The following is a 13937-nucleotide window of genomic DNA, read 5'->3' as shown; positions in this document are numbered from 1 at the left end:
GTGTAACCCTCCCTTATTTATCCATATTTTTTAGCGCCGTCGATTATCGCAATGTTTTTAAAGCGCCGCTCCATGCGATAAGCTGATCTAACATTTCGTTGATTTTATCTACGTGCAATTCGGCAGGTTTAAATGTTTTGAAGCTCTCAAAATCCGTAAACATCGAAAATGTTGGATGTGTGCGAACGTCCGCTACGAGCAATTCTCCTAAAATTCCGCGTAAATGTTCGGCTGCGCGGGCTCCGCCCGTTGAACCATAGCTAACGATGCCCGCTGCCTTGTTGTTCCATTCGCTTCGCGCGGAATCCAGTGCATTTTTTAACACTCCTGTAATGCTGTGATTGTATTCCTGGACTATAAATACGAACCCGTCCAAGCTGGATAGCTTTTCTGGCCAAGCGATTAATCCAGGCTCCTCACCAATCCCTTCTCCGAAAAAGGGCAATTGAAAGTCTGCGATATCTACGATTTCATAATTCGCATCTCCACGCCTATCAGCAATATCTTTAACCCAATTACCTACTTGCGGACTTACGCGTCCTTGACGTGTGCTTCCTAAAATAATGCCAATACTTAGTGGTTTCATATGAACTCCTCCCAAACTACATATAATAGAACAACAAAATGCCCACATGCAAAACCGCAAGAACCAAGTAAATATTGCGAAGGCTCGCGCCTCAGAATCCGAATCAATTTATCGCCGGTTTGTGGAGTGGGGCTTTCATAGCGGTGAGCCTCCGCTCTGCCTTTGGCGGTATTTTTTTACTTGGGGCGTATTGCCTTCCTTACATGCTTTATTTTACAATCACTAATAAATAAACAAAAATATATCTTAAGCCATGATGGCTATATACTCGGGTATATGAGGGGAGACGCGTATGGAGCTGCTGCAGTTGAAGTATTTTCGAACGGTGGCCCGGATGGAGCACATGACGAAGGCAGCTGAGGAGCTGCGTATCGCGCAGCCTGCGCTGAGCAAGACGATTTCAAGACTGGAGGCAGACGTAGGGGTTCCGTTGTTCGATCGGCACGGGGGGCGGATTCGCCTGAATGTGTTCGGTAAGGCATTTCTAGTCAAAGTCGAGAAGGCACTCACCTTATTAGAAGAAGGAGAGAAGGAAGTGTCCGAACTGGCGGGACTCGAACAAGGGAGCGTACACTTTGCGACAATGACACTGGACCGGTTATCGGATGCGCTAGGTGAATTTTTCGCGCTGCATCCAGAAGTCAACTTTCGGATTACACAGGCTTCGATGGAGGATATGACGCATTTGGTGGAGATGGGCGAGGTGGACATGTGCTTTTCGCTGGCGCTGCCGATCGATCGCCCTGACATTAGCACGGTGACCGTTTTGAAGGAAGATGTTTATTTGGCTGTTCCCCAAGGACACCGCTTTGCCGGGAGAAGGAGCATTCACTTGAGCGAACTGGCAGAGGAGCCTTTTATCGGGTACAAGGAGGGGGTTCCTATTCAGAAAATGAACGATTTGTTGTTTCGGGAAGCCGGGATAACTCCTAACTTCGTCTGCCGGGTCGACGAGCCTGCCGGCGTTGCAAGTCTTGTCCGAGCCGGGCTGGGTGTTGCACTTGTAGGAAATTGCGGCGGCCCTGGCTCACCGCTGAACTTGCTGCATATTGAATCTCCCGTTTGCCAGCGTGATTTCCAAATCATTTGGCACGAGAAACGGTATCTCTCCCTCGCTGCGCGCAAGTTCCGTGATTTTCTCATCGGGTACTTTGCTAAATCAGTGAAGGCGGGTTGATTCGACGGTTACATATGGTGTATTAAGAGAAACCCGCCGCATTAGCGGCGGGTTTTCTGATTTACGGCTGCAGAGGCTGATCCCAATGAATTTTGCGATGTAGTAAAGTACTGTTGGCCCATAGAGCATACATCCCCGAAACATGCACATACTGTTTAATCCCCGGCTTATCCGCATAAAAATAATTTCCGCACAAATACGCCAAGTAGAAATCCTCCCAGCCCTTGTAAGTCTGCTGCAGTATGGCTGCCGTCTCCAACTTGATGTTCCAAGCCTCTTCCTTCGACAAGTAGCGCTTCACCAGTCCAATTCGGCTCAACATGATTGCCCAAGCCAAACCGTATGCCCGAATATCCCCGGAAGGGAGCTGGTACAGGCATTTAGCTACGACATCCCATTGGGCATAGCTCTTCTCGTCATGCTCCTCTTTTAAGCCTTCGAGATAACGTTGACGCGCCGTTTCGCTAAGTGTTAGCAGGCGCATATGCTTGCTTTTGTATTCCGACCGGCCTCCATCCTCGATCAGCCAGCGGATTTTAATTCTCAGGCTATCAGCATCCGTGATGCTCCAACGCTTCAAGGCGTCACGTATCACGCTTTTGCGGACCAGCCGTTCCGTTAGTCCAAATTCATAGGTTACATAATAATTTTGGAGCGTACCATGAAGACAACTTGCCGAGAGACAGCGAAAATACAGCTCCAACCTTTTTCGCTGCTTATATGTATATCGATTTTCCATTATAAATGATTGCCTCCCTGGTCATGACAAAAACATCCTTATTGTTCTTATGGTCTTCCAAGCACTTCCGCACAAAACGATAAGCAAAAACACCAAAAATACCGGGGGCAGATGAAAGATAAAATAAACAAGCCCAAATAAAAAAAGATAAAGCCAACTTAATCTAAAACAGAGAAAACCGAAAACCAGCCACTGCTCTTTTCTATTAGCCTTTTTAAACTTATCGTAATAGGGATTATGCTCCTGGGATAAAAGATGTTTATTCCACATGCGCCTCAATAACAGGTTGTATCGAAAGTGGTAAAATTCATGCCAGATTGGCTCATTTTGCTTGGTCTGTTCCCAAACTTGCTCAATATCTCCCAACTCAATTGCGGAGTTTCCATGTACGCTTAACACATCCTGATTCAAAATCCCTTGCTCCTGTAAAAACTCACATTCCCGTATCGCCTCATCAAACTGCTGCTGCTCATAGAAGAATTGCGCCATCAACAGACGTGCTTCATGCTCATCCGGTTTGAGCTCTAGAACTCGCTGTAAACATGACACGGCCTCCGGCTTTTGTTCGAGCATGATGTAACATTTAGCGCGCATGAGCTGCAAATCCGGATCATCCTGGAACATAGCATGAGCCTCTGCCAGATCATCCCTGGCTGCCACCGGGTTATCCTCCATTAGCAGGGTTTGAGCATCCTGCCTGACCGTGAGATAGTGCTCGATATCGAAATCAAGCTGCTTAGCTTCAAAACACGTGTAACCTAATTCCGATGTCCCTTGGATTTGCCCAATGATAAAAGCTATTTCGTCCTCATCGTAGAGTTCAAATAAATCTTCCTTCTGCTCCAACAATTGAAAGGATTGGTTCAAGACCTCCCACACCGCCCGCGGTAAATGCCGGTGTTCCTCCAGAAATTCCAGAAGTCTATGTAATCGTTCCCCCTGGTACTCCATGTCCCACATATAATCATTCGTCATCAACAATTCCCACTGCTCAGGATCAATCCGGCGTAGGAAATCGTCATACAGCTCCTCCAATTGTTCAAAGAATTCGCCAGCCGGATGACGTTCCGATTGTATTTCCTCAGAATGGATAGATGGCCATGAGGTTTGTATCCCGCCGTAGTCTTCTTCCTCTTCTTCTATCCACTCTTTGGCACGTTTCTTGGCCCATTCATAGGCTTCCCTCAGACGCTGGTAGCCCTCGGGATCCTCCTCCGGATGATGAACCTGCAATTGACTTGCGTAAGCCTTCTTAATAACGGACTCGTCCGTCGTAGGGTCAATCCCTAGTACAGTCCAATATGTCATTATTTCTCTCGGCCATCCTTTTTTAATAATTATGTATCAAGCATTATGTTTTCTAGATTAAGCATTCAAGTCTAAATATGCACCAATACACAGCAATACAATTGATAGGATCAAAATACGTTTACCCGTTGTCTTAAAAACTTTCCTAACTCGCTCTAGATAATCTTCCACCGTTTCATCGGGATTTTTCTGCTTGTTTATTTTCTCGATATTTACCTTTTTAATATTGATAGGTTTACGGGTTGCGAGAATACTGCTAATTCCGAATACTATCCCCAACGCTCCACCTATAAAAAAAGCGATGCTTCTGCCAGAGTAAGCTTCTATGACGATTCCTTCAGATTTAATGTTAATATTCACTATCGCATTTAGAATGCTTACAAGGCCATATAAAACCAACAATATTCCTAGCAGCTTCATATGTGCTTTGCGCATTGCCGGCTTTATGAGCGAGCTTATTGACTGGCCATTGTCTGTATCCTTCTTCGATTTCATAAACAGTTTGATACCGTATATGATTGCCGCTAGGCCTAGTACGAAATATATGACTGCCATATTGCAGCCCCTCCTTTTTTTGTCGCTTCGCAACTCCATATTTTAATTACGTCGCATTAATTCCCCTCCTTATATTTCGGATATCCAATCAAATAATGTTAATTTAACACAAATAAAAGAGCCTAAGAATAATCATCTCTCAAGGCTCTTAAAGCTAATAAAACTTCGTTGCATCATCTACATTTGATACTTCATTGCACTCTGCGTAATTGGTACTAACTATGGTCATAGATAATATAACCCTGCCCTGCCTCAAACTCGCTAAACCCCGCCATATGCCGAAGTTGATAATGGATGTTTTGTTTGCTGCCAATCATAATAATATTGCGAAGATCCCTGTCCCCTTCGACGGGCAAGGCAAAACACTTCGTATAAGGAAACACTTCGCTAAGCGTGCTATGTATCGCATTCATCCATTGATCCTGCTCGCCCCTGCCCATAAGGTTCATGATCAGCGAACCATGGTGCTCGAGCTTGCTTGCGATCATGTGAAAGAACTCGCTAGACAGAAGATGGGAAGGCGTGCCCTTAGCCGAAAATGCATCCAGGACGACATAATCATAGACATGCGGCGATTCGTTCTCCAACAGCTCTCGACCATCGCCTACCCTCACATCATCTTTGGAATATCCAAACCACTCCCGGCTAATATCTACGACCGCTTGATCTAACTCTGCCACATCAAATGTTTTGTCCGCAAAGTGTCTAGAGAGTGTACCAATTCCATGTCCAATCAGAAATACGCGCTCAAATGAGGGTTGGTTATATTCCATCAAATGACAGATTGCCCGAGGGTATTCCAGTACGACACGCTCCGGATTAGCCATATCCATGGCCCCTTGTACCGCCTCTTCCGAAAACTGCAGCACGCGAAAGGTCCCCTTCTCTCCATCCAGTTCCGCAGCTACATATACGGCAACCTCATGACCTTGACTGAAGGTCTTATACAACAATTTCAAGCGAACTGATTCCCCTCTATGTTGAATTGAAAGATATTACTTCACGTTGATGTACTCCCACGGTACATGATCACATAGCCATACCTGATTTTCCGACCGGTAAAAAATAAATCCATCCCGATGCATAGCTCCTGCCCGAACCGTCAGAACAACCGGCTTGCCATGGCGGCCGCCCACGCGGGTGGCTGTCTCCCTCTCCTCGGTGAGGTGTACATGCTGCCGGGATTGCTTCGTAATTCCCTGCTTGCGAATACTATCAACGGATAGCGCTGCCGTACCATGGTATAAGTATTCTGGCGGAGTCTCTACTTTAAGCTCTACATCTACAGCAAGGGAGTGGCCTTGATTGGCACGAATTTTGCTGTGGTCTTCATTAAAGCTATAGCGCTGTTTGCTATTCTCCCGCACAATCCGTTCCAGAGTAGCCATATTAACAGCGCGCCCTGCACGGTGCAGGCCTGCAAGCAGTTCCTTAACATCCGCCCAGCCGTTCGCGTCAAGCTTGATTCCTACAGCTCCGGGGTTATGACGCAGGATCAGGCTCAGAAACCTCCCAAGCTCTACGTCTGGTTTGCTTTGTCTCATTTTAGTTTCCTCCTTTCATATCATAAGCGGCCACTTATAAACCGCTAAAAGTCTCTTCAAAAGCACGAATGCAATCATCCTGGGTAGCACGGATATAGTTATGATATAACATCTTCCAGCTCGTATAGCTTCATGTTGCATTTAGATACAACGGCAATTTTTTTGTCCGTTTCAATAATCTTTATTTTTCTTGGAAATACGATTTGGCCTGTCTCTTTCAATTGTCTCATTATTTCATCTTCTTCGAAATCATTAAAAGAAATATAAACATTTTTAATATTAGTCCAATCAAAACCTTTAATCTCGGTCATATCTGCTTGTTTCAATCTGTATGTATAAACTTTCCAATCATGGCTCCAATAATAAAATCGACTACACGCTTCACAATGCCATATGGCAATTTGCGTAAGATCAGGATATTCTCCTCTAAAAGTTTTAATAAGAAGATCTTCTTCATTAACAGGATACGTCCAATAAACCACATTATTAGGTACTAATGTATCCGATAGGACAACCCCACACTTACACTTTACTCTCAATACATATCTTCTCCCTGATTATGTTTAGCTCACTGTATAAGTAAATATTATTTTCTCACCATTCCATTTAAACCAAATAGAAGGCGGCAACTTTTCCGTTACCACCTTCCAACAATTTAATGGATGCTGACTAGTCTAACGAGAAATATGAAACTATCGTTGCAACTATTAGAATAAAACCTGCTACTAAACCGATAGGGCCCCAATAATGCATAGGAATGGAAAATAAACTATGCCCATGCGCCATTTTATAGCGTTCTCCCGTTTCCTCATCGACCAGTACTCTGCCCGAGTCGGCGTTAAATGCCTTTCCTACATACCAAAGAATAATTCCCGACACAATACAGACAAATGCCAGCGGCAATCGCTTATCTAATGAATCCAGTCCTAGAGGTGACACTAAAAGATCAACAAAATAAAATATCATCGCTGGGATAACGATAATAAAAATCCCCCAACCTTTCCAAACGATCATGCAAAAAAATTTCCTTTCAAAAATAGTGATTTTTTATAGATTCACCTATGAGTTAACTTCTCAAAGATTCTGCGAAACACTGAAGTTGATTTTACATGAGTTGGTTTCGGTAAATGCTTAAATGCAACGCCATCTATACCGGCTAAATTCATTAGTTTACGTAAATCTGTGACAACCTCCGTAAAATAAAGCTGACGATCTAAGTTACCAGCATATTGTCTTAAATCGTAATCATTTTCCAACGATGGGTACAGGTCATATAACTCGTCTGCTAGTATCTTTTTAATAGCAGCTTTTGTAATCGATGGGTCCATGCTGCATTCGTCGACAAGGGTTTGCAATGTTTCTTGAAGTGCCTGGCGATCATAAAGTGAATTGGACAATAAAAACCTTAAGTCATACAGATCCTTAAATCTGGGCCTCACAATCGTCTGATGCAGCTTCCAGGCTACTTGGACGGATAGCGGCACAGTGTAAGGAACAAGGAAGCTCTCGCCAAAGAGTGGGACATATTTTAGAGGAATAGGCTGTATGTTCAGTTCTAAATTAAATGACACGTCTAGATAGAACTCATCATACTCAGAAGTTTCGCCCCGTTCATTTTTAAAACAATAAGCTATGTCGGTGTTGACCGTAGGAAAATCATCTGCCATGGCGTAGTCTATGTATCTCCAAAATGCATTCTCGCGAAAACTTCTAAACATGACACCATCATCCAGATCAAGCTCCGTCACTTGGATCAGCCATTCTGTAAATATTTCACGCGCCTGTTCAGCATCAGTGATCTTGCCTGCGTACAGAAAGTCTACATCATCTACCTCACGAAGAGTACGATCCGATAAATATTGTCTTGTTAATAGGCTGCCTTTTAATACAAACGGCATTTTCACAAGGGAAGCCCTTCTCAAAAGCGCTTCTAGAACAACGAGTTCCCTCGTCTCATAGTTTAGAAAATCCATCCGCTATCTAAATCCTCTCTACTGTCATAGATGCATAACTCATATTGTTCCTTCATCAGCTCTATTTGATTTGCTTGTAAAACGATATGTATTTTGCCTACACGGTCATAAAATTTTTCCTTATTTTCATACTCTCGAACCGTCACGAATCTTACTTTACCATTGGCATTTAGAGAGTTCCTCGAAATATGTCCGCCATAACCTGCGCAAAGACTTTTTAAGCTATCCACTTCATCTACTTGCACTTTGCCATGCCACTCAAAATAGGGTTTGGAACTCTTAACAAGCGGCTGATCAAAGTACTTCTCTTCCTTCGCAGGAATTTCTACCTTTTTTCTTACAACGGTAAATCCTTTGTTTTGGAATGTCGTTGCCACCCGTTCAATTTCTTGATTCGCTTGCTGAAAATCCGTCCTGTGAACAATTCCAGTAACCATCGGTTGATGGATGTAATTGCCTTGATTTAAGACAATCATGACTGGTTTCACCTGCTCCTGATGACAGACGTTTATAAAAGCCTCCTTTTCATCCATTGTTAAATCCTTTACTGTGATGTGAAATTCAAACTCCATTGCTAAACCCCTTCATATTGTCTTATGCCCCACATTATTATCTCGGTAAATTACCGAGGAAATTTTACCCAATATTAAAAGCTTATCCCTTCTCATTTTTGAGATGGAATAAGCTTTTTTTGTTGCTTTCATAACTCTATTTTTCATCATTTAAGCTAAAAAAACATGATCTCCCGTTTTAACTTTTAAAAAATCATCGGAATCACAAACGATAACTCCAATGCTTAGCATTCCAGAGATAGAAAATGAAAGATCCATTTTTTTCACTTTAAATTTCAAATCTTCCGTTGTAGTTTTAACTATAATATATTTATCTACAAGGGATGGTATTTTTGTATTGTTTGAGGTAAATACCGGGTCAGCCCCTCCAAAAATAATACATCCGAGTTCTTTATGATTCATGCTGAATCCTACTTGCATAATATGTGTGTCACACATTTTTAGCCCTCTTTTACAACAATAATCCGGTAGCTTTCCTCTGTAATAATAAATCTGTCTCCTATTGTAATCTCTATATCATCATAATATTGGTCCATAGTTACTTTCATTTCATCCATATTTGGAATCTCATTTTTCTCTCCATTGTAATGTACCAGTACCGAATCATTAGAAGATCTATGAGCATTAAGCGGAAATTTTATATACTCCCATAATTTTGCGATAAATTCTTGTGACAACGACGCCTTAGGAAAATCATCTTTCACATCGATCCAACCCACATTATAAGAATTTTCAAAATGATGAAGGCAATAACAAGTCAGATCTTTATAGCTGATCATTTATATCTCCTAATAAATAATTAACTTTCTCAGCATATTGATCTGGTTGTCTGTCAACGATCTCTCTTAGAATATTTAATACTTCTTCCCTTTTCGAGAATGCCATTTTCTTTACAACTCTTTTATAAGGCTTAATAAAATCCTCTGAGTTAAGTAGAGTTTTAAAAGTTCTTTTCACACAGACACTCGCATCTTGACTCGTACTTAATAACCCTAGTGTCAATTCATATAAGCCCTCTTCAAATCCATTACATTCAATAATATGAAAAATTGTTTCTATTAAATCACTTTCAAGAGAGGGCTCAAGTTCATCATTGAAAATGCCGCATAGAGCGTCAATCTCACCATTATCTGCTCTCTGTGCTATATCATTTAATATATTTACGGCGTTATCTATATCATAGTCTTCATTATCGGGAAATCCTATTTTCTTTAATTTTACTATCTGATCCTTTATAGACATGCTCATCACATCCTTGCTCTATTCCTAATTTAAATATAACAATTATGCTCTACTTACCTTCACTATGTATGATTCATTGCCCCATTATTTATCCATTCAACAAAATCCATACTAACTAAAGAAGCAAATCCAGGATTCATAACTCCTGCATCTACTTGTAATAATTCAGTGGAGTCAAAATTAGCTGACATTAAGTAGAACTTTCCCCCGCCATTACTCCCTACAGCTAAATAGCCCTGTGCATACTCAGAAACCTCATAGGTATGATTTCTTTCAACAATAATATCAGTACCAAAAATAGAGACACCTTCTTCTGTTTCAAGACCATTAGTCAATGTTAGTAATTCCCTAAACCCTTTAGGGAATTTTAGACCCATTTCTACCTCGGTCTTGTTGATCTCATTATCATCAACTGCAGGATAAAGATTGAAACTTAACAAAGATTGTGAATTTATCATTAAACGTCTCCTAATCCATCTAAATTCTACTATCCCTTTTTTACAACCTTGTCAGGGCTTCATTACTGTATACTATCGCACCATTTTTTAGAAAGTCTATATTTTCTGGGAATCCAATACAAATTCCAATATTCTTTTTATTAATTAAAGAGGTCGAGATTTGAAATGAAACCACATCAAACATATGTTTATTATCTTCAGAATCTATAATTATAATGGATTCTCCAATCAATTCTTTAATTGTTCCATGATCCAATTTATCTAGTTCTGGATTTACACCACCAATAACTGTACCTTTATTCATAACTTCAAAATAACCGCTAATTTCAAATAACTTCAAGGAAACCCTCCTTTCTCATTTTTGTTGGTAGTAGTCTCCACTAGGAAGTGTCGCATGTTTTCCGCCGCATCAAATGCAATGACAGTTTTAAAATTTGACCAACTATAAAAAGGAGCCATCCCATAGCAGAGTAATCTACTAGGGGACGCTCCTCTCCAAACAACGTTAATCTTTCATTTGTTCCATCATTAAATGAGCTAATAATGCACTGCGCATGGCGATGCTATCCAGCTCGACATATTCATCAAGCGCATGGGCACCGTGGCCTACGGCGCCCAGTCCATCTAACGTCGGCACATTCAATGCCGCGGTAAAATTGCCGTCACTGGCCCCGCCCGTAGCCGTCTCCTGCAAAGGGAAGCCCAACTCGCGGGCGACCGACTGCGCACTGGCGAATAAATCGCGGCTCATTGCCCGTTCCATCGGCGGACGCACCATGCCTCCCTGCACTCGAAGCTTTACGTTGTTCAGTACGGGCGACATATTGCTAATAAGCTGACTTAGGCGATCTGCCTCGGCTTTGGACTCAATGCGCAGCTCAAATTGCGCCCGTGCATAATCGCTCACCACGTTGACGGCCGTCCCGCCAGAGGCCAAGCCGACATTAACCGTGGAGCCCTTCTCATAGTCCGTCAACCCCTGCAGGAACAATATTTGATGGGCCAGTTCCTCCAGGGCGCTCACCCCATCGCTGTGATTGATTCCCGAGTGAGCGGAAATCCCCTCAATTTCCAGTGTGAACCTGCCTACACCCTTGCGCGCTGTTTTTAGCTTCCCGTCAGGGCCGAGTGCCGGCTCCAATACGAATACAGCGTCGCTCTTCGCCGCCTCCTCCTCGATCCATCGCCTGGAGGACGGGCTGCCGACTTCCTCATCCGTATTAATGAACAATACGATATTTTTAGCTGGATTACACTGTGACGCAACTGCATACATCGCATACAACCCCTGCAGCAGACCACATTTCATATCAAAAATACCTGGCCCGTACAGGCGGTTCCCTTCTTTCCGGAAAGGGCGGCTGGCCACCTCTCCCTCCGGCCAAACCGTATCGATATGCGTCAGCAGCATAATTTGCCCAGCCCCTGCCTCTGTTTCCGCTGCTGCTCCTGCTTCCTTCCGCAAATACAGCTTGACTTGATCCCCGAATTTATCCTGCGGAATCCGTTCGACCGTCCCTCCGATCAGCTCCTGAAACCGCTGGATGACAACCTCCATCGCTTGGTCTACCAGCACTTTGCTTCCGGTCGGGGAATCCATGTTCACAAGCTGCTCTAGATCTTTCAGTAAAGCAGCCCGCTGCCCGTTAATAAATTCCAACAATTTACTCAAGGCGCACCTTCCTTATGCATAGTAGTTAATGAACCGCGAACCAATCGGCCAATGCCTCAAGCCGTGCTACGCGCTGCTGCGGCCTGCCAATGGAAGCCAGCGCATGCGAGGCACCCGGAAACAGCATAAATTCCACTTCCTTGCCCAATCGCTTCAATGCCTGGAACCATTGTTCCGCCTGCTCGACGGGAACCCGGTGATCCTTCTCCGCATGAATGATCAGAACCGGGGTAGAAACCTCCTCGGCATAGCGGATCGGCGAGCGTTCCATGATGAATTCCTCATCATTCCAAAGATCGGACTGACCGCCCAGCTCATATAAATTGATCTGAAAACCAAGATCACTGTTGCCGATTTTGCTGTACATGTTGCAGATTGAGCGTTCTGTTACAGCTGCCTTGAACCGGTGGTCGCGGCCGATGATCCAGTTGACGAGGTACCCCCCATAGCTTCCACCCATCAAATAAAGCGGTTCATCTGCTGGCGTATCGCCCGAAGCGGCGGCTTGTTCCAGAAAGCCCATTATATCCTGGACGTCCTTGCCACCCCACTCCTTGATGATTCCATTGGAAAATGCCTGACCATAGCCATAGCTTCCCCGCGGATTGCAGAAGGCAATCCGGTAACCGCGGCTGGCTAAGTACCAGAAGTCATAATGAAACGAATGGCCGTAGGCCAAATGGGGCCCACCGTGAATCATTAGAATCGTGCCCTGACGGACACTTCCGCTCTCTTTGCCCGGATCCATGGTCCAGCCCTGAACGGTCAGACCATCCGGCGTCAAATGCGAATACTCGCGAATGTCCAGCGCAGGCAATTGCTGGCGCAGTTCCTCGTTATAACGCGTCAATCGCTCGACCACTGTCTCGCCGCCTTGCTCACGCCATACCGCACGGTACAGCTCTCCTGGCCGATCCATCGCATCGGCTACGAGTACGACGGCGATCTCCTCGTCAGTAACGTACTCCACATCGAAGGCCAGGACGTTCAGTTCAAGAGGAAGGGCGGTGATTTCCAAAGAGGCGGTATCCAACTTGTACAGGGATTGTCTGCCTTCATTCGTTCCGGCGAACAAAATACATTCCTCATTCGCAGCACGCACTGCCGCATTAAGACCCATACGTTTGCTGTCCCCGATGACGTGATAGCCTAACGGCACATCTACGTTCCCTTCCAGCCAGCGGCCTTCCACGCCCTGTTGTACATAAAACCATTTGTCGAATTCAGCGCTGTTCGGCGTATCCTTCTTCCCCGTACCGAGCACGGAGCCGTCCGGAAGCGGAATCAAGGCGGAGACCGATCTGGCCACATGCTTCAATACCGAGATGGAGCCACTTGCCCTGTCCAACTTGCGGATTTCAGGCCGCTTCTCCAGATCGAAGCCGTCCGGGAAGTCGGTTGTAAAATACAAAACCGAACCGTCCGGCGAAAAAGCAGGATTGCCGTAATCCGACTCTCCGGAAGTAAGCCGCGAAATTTCGGATGTCCCCACGTTCACCTCGAACAGATGGGTATACCCGTTGGTCATGCCCTCGCCATCGAGCTTGTACCGCATTCTTTTTATTTTGTAAGCTGTCGCGTTCACTTCGTTGTCCCGGCTTGTAAAGACAATGCTCCGGCCATCGGGAGCCCAGATGTAATCCTTCACTTTACGCCCGGTTACAAGCGGCCTGGCAGCACCGGTAGACGGCTCGTACAGCCACAGCCCATCGTTTCCGCCGCCCGTCCGTATAAAAGCCAGCAGCTTCCCGTCCGGCGACCATCGCGGACTGGCATCCGCAGCAGACCCTTGGCCATCCTGTGGTGCTGCGAACAGGGCAGTTTCCGTGCGTGTGGCCGTATTGAAAATGACCAGTTGACTGGAGTAAGCGTCCCGTCCAATGTCCATTTTCCCCTTCGCCAGCACCAGCTTTTCCCGTTGTCCGGGATGCACATCCGGCGCTCCAAGCAGTGTAATCCGACCTAGATCGGTTGATTGCAGCATGTCGTATGCAACTCCTTTATCTTAGATGATCACGACGCTAACATAGTTGGTTACAGTGCTTATCATAGTTGATCATAGCTCTATCAAGCTAATCATAACGCCACCATAGTTGGTCATAATTCTTCAT

18 protein-coding genes are annotated in these 13937 nt (G+C 44.6%); 1 reads left to right on the top strand and 17 read right to left on the bottom strand.

The annotated features are described in order from the left end of the window. Positions 1-43: 43 nt before the first annotated feature. Complete coding sequence (locus ACYUJT_RS19545; RefSeq protein WP_460325354.1) at positions 44-586, bottom strand: NADPH-dependent FMN reductase; 543 nt, start codon at positions 584-586, stop codon at positions 44-46. A gap of 292 nt (positions 587-878) precedes the next feature. Here ACYUJT_RS19545 and ACYUJT_RS19540 point away from each other — a divergent pair, with 292 nt between their 5' ends. Further along, positions 879-1763, top strand: a complete 885-nt coding sequence (locus ACYUJT_RS19540; protein ID WP_460325352.1) for a LysR family transcriptional regulator — start codon at positions 879-881, stop codon at positions 1761-1763. 61 nt (positions 1764-1824) lie between these two features. On the opposite strand, the gene ACYUJT_RS19535 is transcribed toward ACYUJT_RS19540, so the two are convergent. The 16 genes from ACYUJT_RS19535 to ACYUJT_RS19460 form a co-directional block, all read right to left on the bottom strand. Then, complete coding sequence (locus ACYUJT_RS19535) at positions 1825-2502, bottom strand: DUF1266 domain-containing protein (protein ID WP_460325350.1); 678 nt, start codon at positions 2500-2502, stop codon at positions 1825-1827. A 21-nt stretch (positions 2503-2523) separates the two neighbouring features. Beyond that, positions 2524-3735, bottom strand: a complete 1212-nt coding sequence (locus ACYUJT_RS19530) for a tetratricopeptide repeat protein (RefSeq protein WP_460325348.1) — start codon at positions 3733-3735, stop codon at positions 2524-2526. Positions 3736-3867: 132 nt separating this feature from the next. After that, positions 3868-4365, bottom strand: a complete 498-nt coding sequence (locus ACYUJT_RS19525) for a hypothetical protein (protein WP_460325346.1) — start codon at positions 4363-4365, stop codon at positions 3868-3870. Between the two features lie 215 nt (positions 4366-4580). Beyond that, complete coding sequence (locus ACYUJT_RS19520) at positions 4581-5324, bottom strand: spermidine synthase (protein WP_460325344.1); 744 nt, start codon at positions 5322-5324, stop codon at positions 4581-4583. A 36-nt stretch (positions 5325-5360) separates the two neighbouring features. Next, positions 5361-5909 (bottom strand): RNA 2'-phosphotransferase, encoded by a 549-nt coding sequence (locus ACYUJT_RS19515; protein WP_460325342.1) that lies wholly within the window; start codon positions 5907-5909, stop codon positions 5361-5363. 98 nt (positions 5910-6007) lie between these two features. Continuing rightward, entirely contained in the window at positions 6008-6448 is a 441-nt protein-coding gene (locus tag ACYUJT_RS19510) for a hypothetical protein (RefSeq protein WP_460325341.1), read from the bottom strand. 130 nt (positions 6449-6578) lie between these two features. After that, positions 6579-6923 carry a hypothetical protein gene (locus tag ACYUJT_RS19505; RefSeq protein ID WP_460325340.1) on the bottom strand — a complete coding sequence of 115 codons (345 nt, stop codon included), beginning with the start codon at positions 6921-6923 and terminating at the stop codon, positions 6579-6581. 41 nt (positions 6924-6964) lie between these two features. Beyond that, positions 6965-7882 (bottom strand): nucleotidyl transferase AbiEii/AbiGii toxin family protein, encoded by a 918-nt coding sequence (locus ACYUJT_RS19500; protein ID WP_460325337.1) that lies wholly within the window; start codon positions 7880-7882, stop codon positions 6965-6967. After that, complete coding sequence (locus tag ACYUJT_RS19495; protein WP_460325335.1) at positions 7870-8454, bottom strand: hypothetical protein; 585 nt, start codon at positions 8452-8454, stop codon at positions 7870-7872. Before ACYUJT_RS19495 ends, ACYUJT_RS19500 begins: the two co-directional genes overlap by 13 nt. Before the next feature lie 150 nt (positions 8455-8604). Continuing rightward, entirely contained in the window at positions 8605-8856 is a 252-nt protein-coding gene (locus ACYUJT_RS19490; RefSeq protein ID WP_460325333.1) for a hypothetical protein, read from the bottom strand. Positions 8857-8894: 38 nt separating this feature from the next. Then, complete coding sequence (locus ACYUJT_RS19485) at positions 8895-9233, bottom strand: DUF7919 family protein (protein ID WP_460325331.1); 339 nt, start codon at positions 9231-9233, stop codon at positions 8895-8897. Further along, a complete protein-coding gene (locus ACYUJT_RS19480; protein WP_460325329.1) occupies positions 9220-9696 on the bottom strand; it encodes a hypothetical protein in 477 nt (158 codons plus the stop codon). Before ACYUJT_RS19480 ends, ACYUJT_RS19485 begins: the two co-directional genes overlap by 14 nt. 62 nt (positions 9697-9758) lie before the next feature. Beyond that, positions 9759-10154: an SMI1/KNR4 family protein gene (locus tag ACYUJT_RS19475; RefSeq protein WP_460325327.1), complete on the bottom strand. Its 396-nt coding sequence runs from the start codon at positions 10152-10154 to the stop codon at positions 9759-9761. Positions 10155-10194: 40 nt separating this feature from the next. Further along, the gene (locus ACYUJT_RS19470) at positions 10195-10494 is read right to left on the bottom strand and encodes a hypothetical protein (RefSeq protein ID WP_460325325.1); all 300 of its coding nucleotides are present in this window, start codon (positions 10492-10494) and stop codon (positions 10195-10197) included. Between the two features lie 165 nt (positions 10495-10659). Beyond that, entirely contained in the window at positions 10660-11826 is a 1167-nt protein-coding gene (locus ACYUJT_RS19465) for a M20 family metallopeptidase (RefSeq protein ID WP_460325323.1), read from the bottom strand. A gap of 25 nt (positions 11827-11851) precedes the next feature. Continuing rightward, the gene (locus tag ACYUJT_RS19460) at positions 11852-13810 is read right to left on the bottom strand and encodes a S9 family peptidase (protein ID WP_460325321.1); all 1959 of its coding nucleotides are present in this window, start codon (positions 13808-13810) and stop codon (positions 11852-11854) included. Positions 13811-13937: the final 127 nt, after the last annotated feature.

This window comes from Paenibacillus sp. YSY-4.3 (assembly GCF_054767475.1).
The sequence above is the reverse complement of the archived record's forward strand: the minus strand, read 5'-3'. Positions and strand labels throughout refer to the sequence as shown.